At 75.1% G+C, this 18,182-nt stretch carries 12 protein-coding genes; 6 read left to right on the forward strand and 6 right to left on the reverse strand.

What is annotated here, in order from left to right; genetic code table 11:
* Positions 1-1,236 carry a winged helix DNA-binding domain-containing protein gene (locus tag CAE01nite_RS10750; RefSeq protein WP_146903846.1) on the forward strand — a complete coding sequence of 412 codons (1,236 nt, stop codon included), beginning with the start codon at positions 1-3 and terminating at the stop codon, positions 1,234-1,236.
* Positions 1,220-1,849: a hypothetical protein gene (locus tag CAE01nite_RS18160; protein WP_186816530.1), complete on the forward strand. Its 630-nt coding sequence runs from the start codon at positions 1,220-1,222 to the stop codon at positions 1,847-1,849. Before CAE01nite_RS10750 ends, CAE01nite_RS18160 begins: the two co-directional genes overlap by 17 nt.
* On the opposite strand, the gene CAE01nite_RS10760 is transcribed toward CAE01nite_RS18160, so the two are convergent.
* The 3 genes from CAE01nite_RS10760 to CAE01nite_RS18165 all read right to left on the reverse strand — a co-directional run bounded on the left by CAE01nite_RS10760 (position 1,824) and on the right by CAE01nite_RS18165 (position 6,951).
* Entirely contained in the window at positions 1,824-3,410 is a 1,587-nt protein-coding gene (locus tag CAE01nite_RS10760) for a GTPase (RefSeq protein WP_146903848.1), read from the reverse strand. The two genes, CAE01nite_RS18160 and CAE01nite_RS10760, sit on opposite strands and share 26 nt — an antisense overlap.
* Positions 3,407-5,254, reverse strand: coding sequence for a dynamin family protein (locus CAE01nite_RS10765; protein ID WP_146903851.1), 1,848 nt, complete (start codon positions 5,252-5,254; stop codon positions 3,407-3,409). Before CAE01nite_RS10765 ends, CAE01nite_RS10760 begins: the two co-directional genes overlap by 4 nt.
* Positions 5,255-5,355: 101 nt before the next feature.
* Complete coding sequence (locus tag CAE01nite_RS18165) at positions 5,356-6,951, reverse strand: IniB N-terminal domain-containing protein (protein WP_246131137.1); 1,596 nt, start codon at positions 6,949-6,951, stop codon at positions 5,356-5,358.
* 405 nt (positions 6,952-7,356) lie between these two features.
* Here CAE01nite_RS18165 and CAE01nite_RS10770 point away from each other — a divergent pair, with 405 nt between their 5' ends.
* Entirely contained in the window at positions 7,357-8,784 is a 1,428-nt protein-coding gene (locus tag CAE01nite_RS10770) for an Hsp70 family protein (protein WP_146903854.1), read from the forward strand.
* Complete coding sequence (locus CAE01nite_RS18350; RefSeq protein WP_222595884.1) at positions 8,781-11,540, forward strand: helix-turn-helix transcriptional regulator; 2,760 nt, start codon at positions 8,781-8,783, stop codon at positions 11,538-11,540. Before CAE01nite_RS10770 ends, CAE01nite_RS18350 begins: the two co-directional genes overlap by 4 nt.
* A 45-nt stretch (positions 11,541-11,585) precedes the next feature.
* Here the strand turns inward: CAE01nite_RS18350 and CAE01nite_RS10780 are convergent, their stop codons facing one another.
* Positions 11,586-12,575, reverse strand: coding sequence for a stage II sporulation protein M (locus CAE01nite_RS10780; protein ID WP_146903856.1), 990 nt, complete (start codon positions 12,573-12,575; stop codon positions 11,586-11,588).
* 197 nt (positions 12,576-12,772) lie between these two features.
* On the opposite strand from CAE01nite_RS10780, the gene CAE01nite_RS10785 reads away from it, so the two are divergent.
* Positions 12,773-13,591 carry an RDD family protein gene (locus tag CAE01nite_RS10785; protein ID WP_146903859.1) on the forward strand — a complete coding sequence of 273 codons (819 nt, stop codon included), beginning with the start codon at positions 12,773-12,775 and terminating at the stop codon, positions 13,589-13,591.
* Between the two features lie 140 nt (positions 13,592-13,731).
* On the opposite strand, the gene ahcY is transcribed toward CAE01nite_RS10785, so the two are convergent.
* A complete protein-coding gene (gene ahcY / locus CAE01nite_RS10790; RefSeq protein WP_146903862.1) occupies positions 13,732-15,204 on the reverse strand; it encodes an adenosylhomocysteinase in 1,473 nt (490 codons plus the stop codon).
* Between the two features lie 187 nt (positions 15,205-15,391).
* Here ahcY and CAE01nite_RS10795 point away from each other — a divergent pair, with 187 nt between their 5' ends.
* Positions 15,392-17,026 carry an ABC-F family ATP-binding cassette domain-containing protein gene (locus tag CAE01nite_RS10795; RefSeq protein ID WP_146903865.1) on the forward strand — a complete coding sequence of 545 codons (1,635 nt, stop codon included), beginning with the start codon at positions 15,392-15,394 and terminating at the stop codon, positions 17,024-17,026.
* Between the two features lie 75 nt (positions 17,027-17,101).
* On the opposite strand, the gene CAE01nite_RS10800 is transcribed toward CAE01nite_RS10795, so the two are convergent.
* A complete protein-coding gene (locus CAE01nite_RS10800) occupies positions 17,102-18,082 on the reverse strand; it encodes a DUF808 domain-containing protein (RefSeq protein ID WP_146903867.1) in 981 nt (326 codons plus the stop codon).
* Between the last annotated feature and the right edge of the window lie 100 nt (positions 18,083-18,182).

An 18,182-nucleotide genomic window follows, 5' to 3' on the forward strand; every position in this document is an offset into this window, starting at 1 on the left:
GTGGTCCCGCCCGCCCGACCCGACGCGCCGACCCTGGACCGCCGGTCGCTGGGGCGCGCCCTGCTGGCCCGCCAGCACCTGCTCGCCCGGCACGAGGGGACGGTCGCCGAGGAGACGGCGCACCTGGTCGGGCTGCAGGCGCAGGCGCCGTGGGCTCCGTACACCGGCCTGTGGACCCGGTTGGCCGGCTTCCGGCACGCCGACCTGGCCGACCGGCTGCTGGACCGCACGGTCGTCCGGATCGCGGTCATGCGCGGGACGATCCACCTCCTCGTCGCCGACGACGCCCTGGTCCTGCCGGCGCTGTGCGAGCCGATCCTGCGCGCCGGCCTGCGCACGAACGCCTGGGGGCCCGCCCTGCGGGACGTCGACCTCGCCCGGCTCGAGGCCGCGGCCAGGGCGGTGGTGGAGGCGAGCCCGACGGCCACCGGCCCGCTCGGCCGCCGCCTTGCCGAGCTGTGGCCGGACGTGGACCCCACGGCCCTCGCGTACGCGGCCCGGGGCACGCTGCCGCTCGTGCAGGTGCCACCTCGCGCGGTGTGGGGACGCTCGGGCGCGACCACCTGGACGACCACCGGCGCGTGGCTCGGGCGCGACCCCGTGGACCTGTCCGACCCGGACGCCCACGACGCGGCCCTGGACGACCTCGTGCTGCGGTACCTGCGCGCGTTCGGGCCGGCCTCGGTCGCGGACGTGCAGCTGTGGAGCGGGCTGACCCGGCTGGCCCCCGTGGTCGAGCGGCTGCGCCCGCGGCTCGTCACCTTCCGCGCCGAGCCGGCGCCCGGGTCCGCACCCGGGTCCAGGGGGCGCGGGCGTGAGCTGTTCGACCTGCCGGACGCGCCCCGACCGGATCCCGGGACGCCGGCGCCGGCCCGCCTGCTGCCCGAGTACGACAACCTGCTGCTGTCCCACGCGGACCGCACCAGGGTGGTGGACGACGACGCCCGCCGCCGGCTCTGGCGGGCGAACGGCGCCGTCCCCGGCACGCTGCTCGTCGACGGCACGGTCGCCGGGTCCTGGACGGTGGACCGCGCGGCGCGCCGGGCGACGCTCACCGTCGAGCCGTTCCGGCGCCTGACCCGCGCGGAGACCGCCGACGTGCGGGACGAGGCCGAGCACCTGGTCCGCTTCGTGGCGGACGAGGCGGACACTCACGCGGTCGTGTGGCACCCGGACGCCGACCTCGCCCCCGGCGCCACCGGCCGACTACGGTCGCCCCATGACTTCGGGGCCTGACGCACGCGAGCGCCCCAGCGGCGTGCCGGTGCGGCCGTCGCCGGCGCCGGCGGACCCGGTGCCGGCACGGCCGGCACAGGCGCCGGAGCGGCCGGTGCTCGGCGGTGAGCAGTTCGCCACGGTCCTGGACCCGGGCGAGCGGCCCCGCGTGGTCACGGTGTCCACCGTCCTGTGGCTGCTCGCCGTCGTCGCGGCGGGCGTCGCCGTCGCGGCGCTGTGGCTCGAGCAGGACGCGATCCGCGCACGGTTCGCCGCGATGGTCGTCGAGCAGGCGCCGACGCGTTCACCCCAGGTCGTCACCGACGCCGCGCGGTACGCGTTCCTGGCGACCGCCGGCAGCGTCGCGCTGGTCGCCGCCGTCCACACCGCGCTCGCACTGCTCCTGCGCACCGGCCGGACCTGGGCCCGGAACCTGCTGGTCCTCACCGGGGTCCTCGGGATCGCCGTCGCGATCGTCGTCCAGGACCTCGTGACGGACCCCGCCCGCGGTCTTCTGCACGACGTCGGGCGCATCGTGCTGCTCGTCCAGGCCACGCTGATCGTGCCGGCGGTCGTCACCATGCTGCTGCCCGCGGCGACGGCGTGGTTCAGGCGGGTGCGGGTGCTGCGCTGACCTGACCGGCCGCGACCGGGGCGTTCGCGCCGGTCGCTGCGGGCACCGCACCGGTCGACCGCACCCCCGACAGCAGCGCCTCGCACGTGCGGGCCAGCAGCCGGCACGCGTGCCGGGTGTCCCGGTTGAGCAGCGGGTCCTCGGCGTGGTCCTGCCACCGCGTCAGGGCGAGCACGGCCGCCGCCTCGACGTCGGACGTCCGCGCACCCGGACGCAGGCCCAGGCGGTCCACCGGGTCGAGCCCGGACGCCCCGAGCAGCCGCTCGGCCGCCTCGACGTCGGCCGCGGAGAGGTCGATGTCCGCGGCCCGCAGGGCGGCCAGCAGCTCCAGCTCGTGGGTCCCCTGCGCCGCCAGGGTGAGGCGCTCGCACTCCGCGGCCAGCTCGGGCGAGCCCGGCACCGGGTGGTCCGCGACGACCCGGGCCAGCGCAGCGACCGCCGCCGACGCCCGCAGGTGGTCGCGACGCTCGGTCAGCTGGGCGTCGAGCACCCGGCGCAGCTCGGCCAGGCCGCTGCGCCGCACGAGCTCCTCGGACAGCGCCGCCGCGCGCAGCTCCTTGGTGCGCAGCAGGGCCAGCGTCAGCCGGACCCCGAAGAGCCCGAACCGGGCGAGCAGCTGCGCACGCGCCGGGGCCGCCACGGGCAGGCTCAGCGACGGGCGCCGGAACCGGTCCACGGACAGCAGCAGGCCGTCGGTGACGGACCGGTCCAGGGCCGCGAGCGAGCGCAGGTCGGCCAGCTCGTCCTCGCGCAGCGTCTGCCCGGTCTGGGCGAGCAGCCCGTCCACCGGCAGCACGGTCTGGCACAGCGGCCGCAGCGCGGCGTCCGCGCGGTACCGCTCGGCCACCCGGCCGGCCGAGATCATCGCGTCGATCCGGCCCACCCCGACCTCGTCGGCGCGTGACAGCACGGCCACCGTGCCCGGGGTGGCGCCGCGGGCGGAGCGCACGTGCTGGAACGACTCCAGGAACCGCACGTCCGTCGCGTGCAGGTGGCGCATGAGGTAGACGACCGCGTCGACGTCGGACTCCTCGCCCTCCGCGGTCAGGAAGTGGCTGGTCCGCCGCGAGACGTCGCGGGACAGCGAGTCGAGCCCGGGGGTGTCGATGAGTGTGAGCCCGCGCAGCCCGGGAGCGGGCCAGCGCACCTCGACGTGGTCGACCTCCTCCGCGGTCCGTCCCCGCAGGTCGATCTCCAGCCCGTGCGTCCCGCGCCGCGGGGGGCTGGACCACGGCTCCCCCAGGACCGGGTGCACCGTCACCGCGGCGGAGTCGGCGAAGCGGTACCAGGTGACGACCCGGGTGCACTCGGCGTGGTCGCTGGCGGCCAGCTCCACCCCCATGAGCGCGTTGAGCAGGGTGGACTTCCCGGCCTTGAGCTTGCCGGCCAGGGCGACCTGCAGGGGTGCGTCCAGCCGGTCCAGGGCGTGCTCGAGGACCGCCCGCGCCTCGGGGTCGGCGGCGTACACGTCGACCGCCGCCAGGAGCAGCCGGCGTGCCTCGTCCGCACCGGACGGGGCGGGGATGCCGGACGTGGCCGTCGCACCGGACGTGCGGGTCATGCGGGCACCTTCACCGGCTCCGGCCGGTCCCCCGCCAGGTCCTGGGCCTCGGCCCGGACGGCCTCCACCCGCCCCACCGCGGCCCGGACCGCGGCGAGCCGCTCGGTGCGGCCGGCGTCGCCGGTGCGCGCCGCCTCCTTGGCGGTCCGCACGGAGTCGTCGAGGGAGCGGAACAGCTCCTCGGCCGTCGTGGTGAAGTGGTCCCGCAGCACGCGCTGGACCTGCCGGAGCCGGTCCTTGGAGTCCTTGCTCACCTGGAAGATCACCTCGTCGACGTGCCGGCGGACCGCAGCCTTCGCCTCGACCTGACGCCGCTTCACGCGCGCCTTGTGGTCGTCGCGGTACGCCTTGCCGCCCATGATGACCCCGATGCCGACCGAGATGGGGTTGATGATCGACATCCCCAACGCCACCGCCGTGACCATGCCGAACATGAGGATGCCGCCGTAGGACCCGCGCAGCGCGATCAGCGCCTTCTGCGTCGGCCCCACGCGCTCGACCTCGACCCGCTCCAGCTTGGCGACCAGCTCCAGCGCCTCGTCGCTGTCGCCGCGCAGCAGCTCGGGCAGCGCGACGGTGCCGTCCCGGTCGAAGTGGTCGGCGACGCGCTGGGCGAGCCACTGGGACCGCTCGTGCGCCCAGACGAAGTTGGCCGCCACCGCCGAGGCGATGCGCTGGACCACCCAGTCGTCGAACTCGTCCCACACCATGCCCGGGTCGGCCGCCTCGATGGCCTCCTCGGCCTCGCGCGTGATCTTGCGCAGCCGGTCGCGCAGGTCGTACTCGATGTCCGAGGTGAGGTCGGTGACGCCGTCGCCGAGCGTCTGCTGCCACCGCGCCGACCGCCGGCGCAGCTCTCCCGTGGTCTCCCGCGCGGCGACCAGCTCGGCGATCATCGCCCCGCTGCCGGCCGGGTCCTCCAGGGCGCTCAGCTCGGCTCGCAGCGACAGCAGCAGGTGGTCGGTCACCGCGAGCACGTCGTGGGTCAGGGAGCGCTGGGCCAGCATGCCGGCGTGCCCGACGACGTCGTCGCGCAGGTGGCGCACCAGGTCGGCGAAGCCGGATTCCTCGTGCAGCTCGGGGTCCCGGGTCCGGGCGGCGTGCAGCCGCAGCGACGAGGACACCGGCATGAGCCGCACCCGGGCCCCGGCCGCGTCCAGGTGGCGGCGGTCGATCTCGGCCACGTCGCGCCAGCTGGGGTACAGGTCGGTCTTGGTCAGGACGCAGGCGACGTTGGGGCACAGCTTCATGGCGTGCCCGAGGAACTCCAGCTCGGGCTCGGAGTACTCCTGCGCGGCGTCCGAGACCAGCAGGACGGCGTCGGCCGACGGCAGGGCCGCCATGGTGTTCGCGGCGTGCGTGGAGCCCAGCCCGCCCACGCCGGGGGTGTCGACCAGCACCAGCCCGCCGGCGAGCAGCTGCCGCGGCAGGGTGACCTCGGCGTAGGCGAGGCGCCGGGCGTTCCCCGGGTTGCCGAGCTCGGAGACGTGCTGGGCGAGCTCCTCGAGCGGGACCTCGAGGCGGGTGAGCGCCTCGGTCGGGGCGCCGGGCTCCTCGGGGGCGTCGGGCGGGGCCAGGACCAGCGTGGCCGTGGGCTGCGTGCCGTGGGCGACGACGGTCGGCACGGAGGTCGCGACGTCGTCGTCGACCGGGCACACCGGGGCGTTCACGAGTGCGTTGACGAGCTGGCTCTTGCCCTGCTTGAACTCCCCCACGACGAGCACCCGCACGTGCGGGTCCTGCAGCCGGCGTCGCGCGGCCTCGAGCCGGGCCGTCAGGTCCGGTCGGTCGGCGGTGGCGGTGACCGCGAGGGCGCGGTCGAGCAGGTCTGAGAGGGATCGCACGGCAGCTCCAGGTGTCCGGTCGAGTAAGCCACTGCACGGGCTGGTCCCGCAACACCCGCGGGTGCGGGTGCTGCGGGACCAGGGTCAGCCGTGCGCGGGCGTCAGATGACGTCCATCTCCGGCTCCTCCGGCAGGGCCTCGTCGAGGTCCACCGAGTTGTCGGAGTTGTCGCTGTTGTCGCTGTTGTCGGAGTTGTCGTTCCCGATGTTGTCGAGGTCGATGCTGACGTCCGCGTCGATGTGCAGGCTCTCGTCGACGGAGTTGTCGCTGTTGTCCGAGTTGTCCGAGTTGTCGGAGTTGTCGGTCACCGAGTTGTCGGAGTTGTCGGAGTTGTCGCTGTTGTCGCTGTTGTCGGTCACCGAGTTGTCGCTGTTGTCCGAGCTGTCGGTCACCGAGTTGTCGGAGTTGTCGCTGTTGTCCGAGTTGTCGCTGTTGTCCGAGTTGTCAGAGTTGTCGCTGTTGTCGGTCACCGAGTTGTCGCTGTTGTCCGAGTTGTCAGTGACCGAGTTGTCGGAGTTGTCGCTGTTGTCCGAGTTGTCGGTCACCGAGTTGTCGGAGTTGTCGCTGTTGTCCGAGTTGTCGCTGTTGTCGGAGTTGTCCGTCACCGAGTTGTCGGAGTTGTCCGAGTTGTCGCTGTTGTCGGAGTTGTCCGAGTTGTCCGAGTTGTCGGAGTTGTCCGAGTTGTCGCTGTTGTCGGAGTTGTCGGAGTTGTCCGAGTTGTCGCTGTTGTCGGTCACCGAGTTGTCGCTGTTGTCGGAGTTGTCCGAGTTGTCGGAGTTATCCGAGTTGTCGCTGTTGTCGGTCACCGAGTTGTCGCTGTTGTCGCTGTTGTCGGAGTTGTCGCTGTTGTCCGAGTTGTCGCTGTTGTCGGAGTTGTCGCTGTTGTCGACCACCGAGTTGTCCGAGTTGTCGCTGTTGTCGGAGTTGTCGGAGTGGTCGTCCACCGAGTTGTCGCTGTTGTCCGAGTTGTCGGAGTTGTCCGAGTTGTCGGAGTTGTCCGAGTTGTCGCTGTTGTCGGAGTGGTCGTCGACGGAGTTGTCGCTGTTGTCCGAGTTGTCCTCGAGGTTGCCCACGGTGTTGTCGTCACCGACCACGTTGCCGGACCCGACGACCGCTGCCCCGTTGATGTTGCCGCCCGCGGCGACGCCGCCGTTGGCGACGACCGGGTTGATGTCGAACATCTGCGACACGTCGCCCTCGGCCCAGATGTTCTGGTTCACCGAGGAGTCCACGATCGTGTCGCGGTCGTCGACGATGCTCGTGTTGTAGGTGTAGGTCGCGATGAGGTTCTGCAGAGCCGGCACGACGCCGTCGTCGTCCGCGTCCACCGCACCCGCCGAGCTGCCGGAGCCGCTGGAGCCGCTGGAGCCGCCCGACGCCGCCGGGACGACGACGATCTGCGGGGCGGCACCGGAGCCGCCACCCGCGCCGCCACCGGACGCCGAGCCCGAGCCGCTCAGCGTGGCGCCGCCGGTGTTGCCACCGGTGTCGTAGGACTTGTCGGAGCTGGAGTCCACCTCGACGGCGGACTGGTCGAGGACGACGGGCATGATGTCGTCGAGGTCGACGGAGGTGATGTCCTCCAGGCCGGCGTCCTCGAGGGCCGCCTGCGGGTCGTCCAGGAAGGCCTGCGCGGCCTCGGGGTCCTTGAGCAGGTTGAGGATGAAGTCGAGCAGTGAGCTGGCAACGTTGGACATGTCGGTCCCTCTCGAGTTCCGGTGCGGGCGTGCTGCCCACGGGCGAGGCTAGGGAGGCCCGCCGACAGGTCCATCGGGGACCGCCCCCCTACTTGCGGTGCCGCGTTGGGGGATTTGTCCGATTCGCCCCGATGTGGACGGGCCCACCGCAGGCCCGTCCGGGCAGGCCCGCACCGGTCCTGCGCAGGGCACGCCAGGCGGCGGTGACCTCGCGGTGACGGCTGGGTGACAAGGGCGGGAACACTCCCGCCCGACGCGCGGACACCGGGTCGACCCCCTCGCTCGATGGGGGTGAAACGGACATAGTGGGTGGTCTGGGGCACCATACGGGGGGCATCATGGCCACGCGGGGCCCCAGGGTGCGACGACGCTCCCTCCTGGCCACCGCACGGGGAGGACCACACGATGGAGTACGCGCTCGGGGTCGACCTCGGCGGAGGGCCGGTCGCCATCGCCATCAGCGGACCCGAGGGTGTGCAGACGGTCGGCGGCTCGGGCCCTGCTGGTCCGGGAGCTGCCGGTCCGGGGGGTGCCGAGGTGGTGGACCGGCTCCTCGAGCGTCTCGGTGACCCGGCGGCCCCGCGCACCGGCTCCGGATCGCCCGAGGCAGGGCTCGCCGACCTCGTGACCGGGTCGGTGGCGCGCGCGCGCACCACCGTGGGCGCGCCGCCGATGGCCGTCGTCGTGGCCCACCCCGCGTCGTGGGGTCCGTACCGGGTCGGGCTGCTGCGCGCCGCCGTCGCCGACCTCGCGCTCCCGGTCGGGCTCGTGCCCGCGCCCCTCGCCGCGGTGGCGCACGCCCGGACGTCGGACGCGCTCCGTCCGAACGACGTGGTGGCGGTGCTGGACGTGCGCGACGACCGCACGGACGTGAGCGTGGTCGAGGTCGGCCGTGACGACGAGACCGCCACCGTGGTCGGCGTCCCCCGGGCGCTGACCGGGCTCGGCGCCCTGGACGTGGAGGACGCCGTCGTCGCCCACGTGCGGGCCGTGCTCGGCGACGCGACGTCCGCGATCTCCCGCGCGGACGCGGCCGGTCTGCGCGCCGTGTGCGCGGTGGCCGGCGCCGAGCTGGCCACGACGCCGGCGACGACGGTGACGTGGGCCGGTGGTGACGCGCGCCACGAGGTCCGCATCGTCGCCTCCGAGCTCGACGACCGGCTGCGCGGCCGCGCGGTCCGCACGGCGGCGACCGCTGCCGACGTCGTCGCCGGTCACGCCCGCACCGGTGTCGACCGGGTGCTGCTGCTCGGCCGGGTCGCCACCATGCCGCTGCTCGCCGAGGTGGTCGCCGAGCGCTTCGAGGCGCCCCTGACCGTGCTGGGCGGCGAGACCAGCGCCGTCGCGCGCGGCGCTGCGCTGCTGGCGGGTTCGCTGGCCACCTCGTCGGATGCGCCGACCGAGCCGGGAGCGGGCGCCTGGCCCGTCGCCCGCGGCCGCCGGGCGCACCTGCGACCCGCGCCACGCCGGCCCGCACGGTTCGCAACCTTGCTGGGCAGCGGCGCCGTCGTGCTGGCACTGGCTGCGCTCGCGGCTTCCGGTGCGGCGCTCGCCTCGCCGGGTGACGACACGCCGGACGACCCGGCGACCGGCGTGACGGCGGTGCAGGGCGTCGACACCCTGCACGCCCCCGCGACCCGCACCGGGGGGACCGGTGGGGCGACCGGCGGGACGGAGGACGGCCCCACGGTGCTCGATCCGCCCGGACCGGCGACGACCGCGCTGCCGTGGCTCGCGCCGGCTGACCCCCGGCCGCCGCAGGCACCGGGGTACCCGGTGCGCGGCGCGGCTCCCACGGCTCCCCCGAGCGACGAGGAGGCGTCCGTCGGATGACGGCGGTCGCCTCCTCCCCCGCGCCGGGTCGCCCCGGCGGCCGGGGCACCCGGCTCGACGACCTCCCTGGGTCGGTCGGCCTCTCCGGATCGGTCGGCGCCGGCGCACCCGACCTCTCGTCGCCCCCGGCGGGCGCGTCCGACGGTGTCCCGGCAGCCGTGCAGGCGCTCGCGGCGCGGCTGGCGGCCGACCCGCACGCACCGCTGACGCTCGGGCTGTCCGGCGTGGGCGGGACGGGGAAGACCGCGTCGCTGGGGGCGCTGCGGACCGCGCTGCGGACGGGTGGCCGCACGGTCACGACGGTCCGCGGGGGCCCCGGCACGGAGCCGTCGGCGACGGCGCACGGCGGTGGCGCCGTGCTCGTGGACGACGCCCACCTCCTCCCGGACGAGGCCCTGGCCGTGCTCCTCGCCACCGTCGAGCGGCCCGGCAGCCAGGTGGTCGTCGCGTTCCGGCCCTGGCCGGAGCGGCCGCTGCTCGGCGAGCTCGTCCACGAGCTGCGCCTGCGGTCCGCGACGATCGCCCTCGGGCCGATGGACCGCGCCACCGTGTGCGCGCGGGCGGCGGCGCACCTGGGCCGACCCGCCCCGGCCCTCCTGGTGGACCACGTGCTGCGGGTCACCGGCGGCGTGCCGCGGCTCGTGGAGCTGCTGCTCTCCGGGACCCCGACCGGCGCGGCCCTCTCCGTCGGCCCCCGCGCCTCGGCTCCCCTGCCGTGGGACCTGGTGGCGCAGGTCGACGGCGAGCTCGGGGCGCCGGCCGGGCCGCTGCGGGCCGTCGTGCTCGCCCTGGCCGTGGGCACGGACCCGGACCTCGGCACCCTCGCCACGGTGCTGGACCTGGCCCCCACCGCCGTGGGCGAGCTGCTGCAGGCGGCGCGGGCCGCCGGGCTCCTGCGGTCCGACGGCACCCTGGTGCCCGTGGTGCGGCAGGTCGCGCTGGCCGCGACGCCGGCGCCCCGCACCCAGGCGGTCCTGGCCGCGTCCATCGCCGCCGACGCCGCGGGCGGCGTCGCGGCGGTCCAGGTCGCGCGGCGGGTCGGCACGCTGCAGCTGCGCTCGCCCGAGCTGGCGGCCGTGCTGGAGCGAGCCGGGGACGACATGCGTGAGACCGACCCGGCGCAGGCGGCGTCCTTCTACGCGGCCGCCGTCGCCGCAGGGGCGACCTCCCCGGACACCGCCGTCCGCCGCGCGGTGTGCGAGGCGCTCGCCGGCGACCTGGACACCGCCCTGCGCCTGGCGGACGACGTGCTGGCCGGACCCCGGACGACGGCGACGGCCGCCGCCGTGCACGTGGCCGCCTCCGCCTTCGCGCACCGCGGGCTGCTGCGGCGCAGTGCGGAGCTGTACACGTGGCTCGCCGACTCCGGGGGCGGACCGGCCACGCTGGAGCCGTTCGCCGCCCTGGGTGCGGGGGTCCCCGGGCGGACGGGCGCCCCGGCGAGCGCGGGCGACCGCGCCCCCACCCTGTGGGCGGGCGCCGAGGGGCTGCTCGTCCGCGGGGTCCGCGAGTCCCTCGTGGGCGACGGCGGCGCCGCCCTGCCGACCCTGCAGCAGGCCTCGGGCCTGCTCCGCGCCGCCGGTCGCGGCATGCTGCTGCCCGACACCCCCGACGCTCTCGCGGCGCTGGCCGCGGTCAGCGGCGGGGAGCCGGTGCACGCCGAGCGCGTCCTCGACCAGGCGCTGGAGTCCGGCGCCGGCGGGCCGGTGGCCCGCCCGCGTCACCAGCTGCTGCGGGCGTGGTCGGCGATGGTCGCGGGGCGGTTCGACGCCGCCCGGGCGGACATGGCCGAGGCCGTGCGCACCGGCCGGCCGCTGGAGCCGCGCGACCACCTGTTCCACCAGGCCCTGGAGATCGGCATCGCCCGGCGCAGCAGCGACCTGCCCGGGCTCGTGCGCCTGTGGCCGCACGCCCGCGAGGCCCTGCTGGGCTACGAGGTGGACCTGTTCACGCTGCTCCCCCTCGGCGAGATCGCGGTCGCGGCGGCCCGGCTGGACCAGGGGCACCGGCTCGCGGTGCCACGCCAGCGGGCGCAGGAGCTGCTCGCGGCGGCCGGCCACCCGGTGCTCTGGGCCACGCCGATGCACTGGTACGGGGTGCACGCCGCGATCCTGGCCGAGCGCCCGCAGGACCTCGAGCCGCACGCCACGGCGCTGGTCCGGGGCGCCCAGGTCAGCCGGTACGCCGCGATCCTCGCCGAGGCCGGGAAGGTCTGGATGCAGGTGCTGGCCGGGCGCGTCGACCCCACCGCGGTCGAGCGGGCCGGGCGTCGGCTGCACTCCGTCGGCCTGGGCTGGGACGGCTCGCGCCTCGCGGGGCACGCCGCCGCCCGGACGACCGACCACCGGACCATGTCCCAGCTCATGCAGCTCGCGCGCGACCTGCACCGCGCGGTACCGGGTGACCGGACGACGGAGCGGCCGTCCGAGCGGGACGGGGCGCGGCCGGCCGAGCGGGGCAGTGAGCGCGTGCGCGAGCAAGGCAGCGAGCGCCCCGGCGACCCGGCTCACCAGCCCGCACGCGTGCACTCGGTGCAGCCCGAGCCGACCGAGGCCACCATCCACCTCACCGAGCGCGAGCTCGAGGTCGCGCGCCTGGTGCTGGCGGGCCTCACCTACCGGGAGATCTCCGAGCGGCTCTACATCTCGGCCAAGACCGTCGAGCACCACGTGGCACGCATGCGTCAGCGGCTCGGGCTCGAGTCACGCGCGGAGCTGCTCGCGCACCTGCGGGCGAGGCTGGCCGACCGCGGCTGACGCCGGCGGCAGTGCGCCACCCGCCTCCGGCGAGCCGGGCGGACGTCAGCCGGCGACGGGCAGGACGTGCCCGGCGCGGTCGGTGTCGAGGTCCCCGGTGTGGCCCGCCGCCACGGCGCGCCGGCCGAGCACGATCGTGTAGGCCCAGAACGCCGCGAGCGCCGCCGCACCGATCGTGATCTTCACCGCCCACGGCAGCGTCGAGCCGGTGACGAACCCCTCGATCAGCCCGGACACGGCCAGTGCGCCGGCCAGCCCGACGGCGACGGTGAACAGGGCGCGTCCCTCCTCGGCGAGCGCACGCGCGCGAGGACGACGCCCGGGGTCCACCCAGGTCCAGAACAGGCGCAGGCCCGCAGCGCCGGCGACGAACACCGCGGTGAGCTCGAGCAGGCCGTGCGGGGCGATGAGGGACAGGAACAGGCCCAGCCGGCCCTCGTCGGCCATCATCCCGCCCGTCGCCCCGACCATCACGGCGTTGTTGGCCAGCACGAACAGCGGCCACACCCCGCTGATGCCCAGGCCCACGCACTGGGCGGCGATCCAGGCGTTGTTGGTCCAGACCATCGCCGCGAACCCGGCGGACGGGTCGTAGTACTCGGCGAAGGCGTCCTGGGCGTACTCCGCGCGCTGCGAGGGCGTCCCCATCGCGCGCAGGGCGTCCGGCTGGGTCGCCACCCAGGAGCCCGCGACGACGGCGACCACCACGCAGGCGACCGTCACCGCGACGGTCCACCAGCGGATGCGGTACAGCGCGGCCGGGAGCGACAGCACGACGAAGCGGGTGACGTCGGTCCAGGCCGGCTCGTGCGCGCCGGCGATGGTGCTGCGGGCGCGGCCCAGCAGGTCCGACAGGCGCGCCACGGTGACGGCGTCCGGAGCGGCGGAGCGGATCGTCGACAGGTCGGTCGCGACCGCCTGGTACAGGCGCACGAGCTCGTCCGCCTCGGCGCCGGACAGCCGGCGGCGCCGCGCGAGCGCGTCCAGCCGCTCCCACCGACTCGTCCGCACGGCCGTGAAGGCGTCGAGGTCCACGGCGGATACCCTGCCACAGGCGCCACCCGGGCCCGCCGGGCCCGCCGGAGCCCGGCGCCGACGCGCGTTCGACGGCGGCCCGGCACGCCGACCAGCACGCCGCAGGCACGCGGACCGGCACGCCGCAGGCATGCGGGCGGCATGCCGACAGGCAGGCCGACGGGCACCCAGACGGCACGGCGGACGGACGGAGCACGATGACCGACGGCATCCTCACCGGCGAGGGGGTCCTGCTCGACGCGCGCCCGGCGTCGTTCGCGACCCGCATGCTCGCGGGTCTGCTGGACGTGCTCGTGCTCGGGATCCTGCTCCTGGGGCTGTCCGTCGTGATCGGGGTGCTCGCCCCCGAGCTCGGTCCCCAGGCGGGTCAGGCGCTGGCCGTCGCGGCGGCGGCGACCGTCATGGTGCTCGTGCCCGTCACCGTCGAGACGCTGACCCGTGGCCGCTCGCTGGGCAAGCTCGCCGCGGGGATCCGGGTGGTGCGCGACGACGGCGGCCCGGTCCGCTTCCGGCAGGCGCTCATCCGCGCGCTCACCGGCATCGGCGAGCTGTGGCTGACGTTCGGGTCGGTGGCGCTCATCACGTCGCTGGTCAACGACCACGGCAAGCGGGTCGGGGACATCCTGGCCGGCACGTACGCGGTCCGGGTCCGCGGGGCGGCCCGCCCCCTGCCGCCGGTGACCATGCCGTACGGGCTGGCCCGGTGGGCCGAGGCCGCGGACATGCGCCGCCTGCCGGACGGGCTCGCGCTCTCCGCACGCCAGTTCCTGGGCCGCGCGGCGACCCTGCACCCCGCCTCGCGCGTGCAGATGGGTCAGCGGCTGGCGGGCGAGGTGGCCCGGTACGTCGCGCCGTCGCCCCCGCCCGGGACGCACCCGGAGGCCTTCCTCGCGGCGGTGCTGGCCGAGCGGCGCGACCGCGAGTACGCGGCCGCCGCGGACGCCGCCGAGGCCGCCGAGGTGGAGGCCGGCCTGCTGCAGCGTCTGCCGCACGCCATCCCCGACCCGGCGGACTGACGGTCACGCCGGGACCGACCGACGGTCACCCCGGGAACCGCCCGGATGCCGGCAGCGCCCCGGCACGGTCGTGACGACCGTGCCGGGGCGCTGCTGCGACCGGGCGGTACGGCGCCCGCGGCGGGGCGCCTGCGGGCGGCCTAGTACCGGTAGTGCTCCGGCTTGAACGGGCCGGCCGCATCGACGCCGAGGTACTCGGCCTGCGTCTTGTCCAGCACCGTCAGACGCGCGCCGAGCGCGTCCAGGTGCAGCCGCGCGACCTTCTCGTCGAGGACCTTGGGCAGGCGGTAGACGCCGACCGGGTACTCCTCGCGCTTGGTGAACAGCTCGATCTGGGCGATGACCTGGTTCGTGAACGAGGAGCTCATGACGAACGACGGGTGCCCCGTCGCGTTGCCCAGGTTCAGCAGGCGCCCCTCGGACAGCACGATGATCGAGCGGCCGTCGGGGAACACCCACTCGTGCACCTGCGGCTTGATCTCGGTGCGGACGATGCCCGGGATCGCGGCCAGACCGGCCATGTCGATCTCGTTGTCGAAGTGGCCGATGTTGCCGACGACCGCCTTGTTCTTCATGGCCTGCATGTGCTCGGCCGTGATGACGTCGCGGTTGCCGGTCGTGGTGATGAAGAAGTCCGCCTGCCCGACGACGTCCTCCAGGCGCACGACCTGGTAGCCGTCCATCGCGGCCTGCAGGGCGCAGATCGGGTCGACCTCGGAGACGACGACGCGCGCACCCTGGCCGCGGAACGCCTCCGCGGCGCCCTTGCCGACGTCGCCGTAGCCGGCGACGAACGCGAGCTTGCCGCCCATGAGGACGTCGGTGGCGCGGTTGATGCCGTCGGGCAGCGAGTGGCGGATGCCGTACTTGTTGTCGAACTTCGACTTGGTGACCGAGTCGTTGACGTTGATGGCCGGGAACAGCAGCTCGCCGGCCTCGTGGAGCTGGTACAGGCGGTGCACGCCGGTGGTGGTCTCCTCGGTGACGCCCTGGATCTCGGCGGCGATGCGGGTCCACCGCTGCGGGTCCCCCTCGAGGGACCGGCGCAGCACACCGAGGATCAGGTTGTACTCCTCGGAGTACCCGCGGTCGCCGGGCTGCCCGTCGGTGGGCACGACGCCCAGGCGCTCGAACTCGGCACCCTTGTGCACCAGGAGCGTGGCGTCCCCGCCGTCGTCCAGGATCATGTTCGGGCGCACGTCACCGGGCCACACCAGGATCTGCTCGGTGCACTCCCAGTACTCCTCGAGCGACTCGCCCTTCCAGGCGAACACCGGCACGCCGGTGGGGGCCTCGGGGGTGCCGGCGCCCACGACGACGGCGGCAGCGGCCTCGTCCTGGGTGGAGAAGATGTTGCAGGAGGCCCAGCGGACCTCGGCACCGAGCGCGGTGAGCGTCTCGATGAGGACGGCCGTCTGCACCGTCATGTGGATCGACCCGGCGATGCGGGCGCCGGCCAGGGGCTGCGACGGGCCGTACTCGGCGCGCAGCGCCATGAGGCCCGGCATCTCGTGCTCCGCGAGCCGGATCTGGTGGCGGCCGGCGGTGGCCAGGGACAGGTCGCGGACCTTGTAGCGGCCGGGGACCTCGTCAAACGTGGACAGCGTGGTCATGACACTCCAGTGCTCGGGAGGCGGGTGCACGGTTCGAGGGGTGCCCACGGGGCACGCGTGAGGCCGTGTCGCGCACCAGCGCGACCGGATGGCCTCGACCTCTCGCCCGGCGCGGCCCCTCTGGGCCGTTGGCATCACCGACGCCGTGCTCGTCGATCCTAACCACCGGCGCTGCGAGACTGTTCCCGTGACCGCCTCGCTCCTGGCCCGCGGCGTGGCCGCGGCCTTCGCCGACCGCACGCTGTTCTCCGACCTGTCGCTGACCGTGGCGCCGGGGGACGTCGTCGGGCTCGTGGGGGCGAACGGCGCCGGCAAGTCCACGCTGCTGCGCCTCCTGGCCGGGGTGGACGCCCCGGACGCCGGGACCATCACCCTGTCCCCCGCCGACGCCGTCGTCGGCTGGCTGCCGCAGGAGACCGAGCGGCGCCCCGGGGAGACCGTCGCCGGGCACCTCGCCCGACGCACCGGCGTGGCGGACGCCCAGCGGGCCCTGGACGCGGCCGCCGACGCCCTGGCCGCCGGCACCCCGGGCGCCGACGACGCCTACTCCGCGGCCTTCGACCGATGGATGGCGCTGGGCGCCGCGGACCTGGAGGAGCGCACCGGCCAGGTGCTGGCCGACCTGGGGCTGGCGCTCGACGTCACGCACCCCATGACGGGCCTGTCCGGCGGGCAGGCGGCCCGGGTCGGCCTGGCCGCTCTGCTGCTGTCGCGGTTCGACGTGCTGCTGCTCGACGAGCCCACCAACGACCTCGACCTGGACGGGCTCGAGCGCCTCGAGGAGTTCGTCCGGGCCCAGCGCGCGGGCATCGTCGTGGTGTCGCACGACCGCGAGTTCCTGGCCCGCTGCGTGACCGGCGTCGTCGAGCTGGACCTCGCCCAGCAGCAGGTCAACGTGTACGGCGGCGGGTACGACGCGTACCTCGAGGAGCGCAGGACCGCCCGGCGGCACGCGCGGGAGGCCTACGACGAGTACGCCGACCGCCGGTCCGGCCTGGAGGAGCGCGGCCGGACGCAGCGCGGGTGGATGGACAAGGGCGTGCGCAACGCGATCCGCAAGGGCGACCCGGACAAGCACATCCGCCACCACATGCGTGAGGGCTCGGAGAAGCAGGCGGCCAAGGCGCGCCAGACCGACCGGATGATCGAGCGGCTCGAGGAGGTCCCCGAGCCGCGCAAGGAGTGGGAGCTGCGCTACGAGATCGCCGCGGCCCCGCGCGGCAGCTCGGTCGCGGCCACGCTGCGGGGCGCGGTCGTCCGGCTCGGGGCGTTCACGCTCGGGCCGGTCAGCCTGCAGCTGGAGGCCGGGGACCGGGTCGCTGTCACGGGGCCGAACGGCGCGGGCAAGACGACGCTCCTGGGTGCGCTCCTCGGGCGCGTGCCGCTGGACGAGGGGTCGTCGTCCCTGGGCTCGAGCGTCGCCGTCGGCGAGGTCGACCAGGCCCGCGCCGTCCTGGACTCCCCGCTGCCGCTGCTCGAGGCGTTCGGCGCCCAGATCCCGGACTGGCCGGACGCCGAGGTGCGGACGCTGCTGGCCAAGTTCGGGCTCCGGGCGGCGCACGTGCTGCGCCCGGCCGGCTCGCTGTCACCGGGTGAGCGCACGCGCGCGGCCCTCGCACTGCTGCAGGCGCGCGGGGTGAACCTGCTCGTCCTGGACGAGCCGAGCAACCACCTGGACCTGCCGGCGATCGAGCAGCTCGAGAGCGCGCTGGAGTCGTACACGGGGACCCTGCTGCTGGTCACGCACGACCGGCGGATGCTGGACGCGGTGCGGGTGGACCGCCGGTGGGCCGTCGAGGGCGGCACGGTCCGGGAGCTCTGACCCGGCTCGGCCGCGGGCGGGTGGCGCCCGCCCGGCGTCGGCGCGGCGTCGGCGCGGCGCGGCCTGCGCCGCGACTCAGTGCGCGGCCGCGGCGCCCTTGCGCCGGGGGATCAGGTGCAGCACGGCGACGACGACGGCGCCCACCAGCAGCCCGACGAGCGCGGAGGCCAGCGTGTTCGTCAGCCACCCCAGCACCCCGCCGACGCCGGCCACGCCGTGCACGGCCTCCTCGGCGTGGTGCACCACGTCGTAGGGCGCGTGCCAGCCGAGCTCGTCGACCCCGACGAGCAGGATGTGACCACCGACCCACAGCATCGCGACGATCCCGACGGTCGACAGCACGGCGAGGACCTTGGGCATCGCCCGCACCATCATCCGGCCGGCGGCCGCGACGCGTCCCTGGCGGGTGGCGGCCAGGTGCAGGCCGATGTCGTCCATCTTCACGATGAGCGCGACGACGCCGTAGACGAGCACCGTGATCATCACGGCGACCACGGCGAGGATGACCGCGCGCGACGCCAGCCCCTGGTCGGCCACCTCGTTGAGCGCGATGACCATGATCTCGGTCGACAGGATGAAGTCCGTCCGGATCGCGCCGGCCACCATGACCTTCTCGGTGTCCTCGCCCTGGGCCCCGGCGGGCAGCGGGGTCTGGTGGCCGTCTCCCACCTCGGGCGACTCCGCCGACTCCTTGCCGTGCCCGGTGACGAGCTCGTAGAGCTTCTCCGCACCCTCGAACGCGAGGTACGTGCCGCCCACCATGAGCAGCGGCGTGAGCAGCCACGGCAGGAACTGGCTGAGCAGCAGGGCGGCGGGGAGGATGAACAGCAGCTTGTTGCGCAGCGACCCGACCGCGATCCGCCGGATCATCGGCAGCTCACGGTCGGGGGTGAACCCGCTGACGTAGCGCGGCGTCACGGCGGTGTCGTCGACCACGACCCCCGCGGCCTTCACGCTCGCCCGTCCGGCGGCCGCGCTGACGTCGTCGACCGACGCCGCGGCCACCTTCGCGAGTGCCGCGATGTCGTCCAAGAGCGCTGCCAGGCCTGCGGCCATGGGGGTCCTCCTCGTCGGTGCGCGCGACCGCCGGGTGTGGTCTCGGTCAGCGCCGGGCGGCGCTCGTCACGCCGTCAGGGTAGGCCGGGCCGCGCTCCGG

Origin of the sequence: Cellulomonas aerilata, from assembly GCF_007991755.1 — a bacterium.
Taxonomy (GTDB): domain Bacteria; phylum Actinomycetota; class Actinomycetes; order Actinomycetales; family Cellulomonadaceae; genus Pengzhenrongella; species Pengzhenrongella aerilata.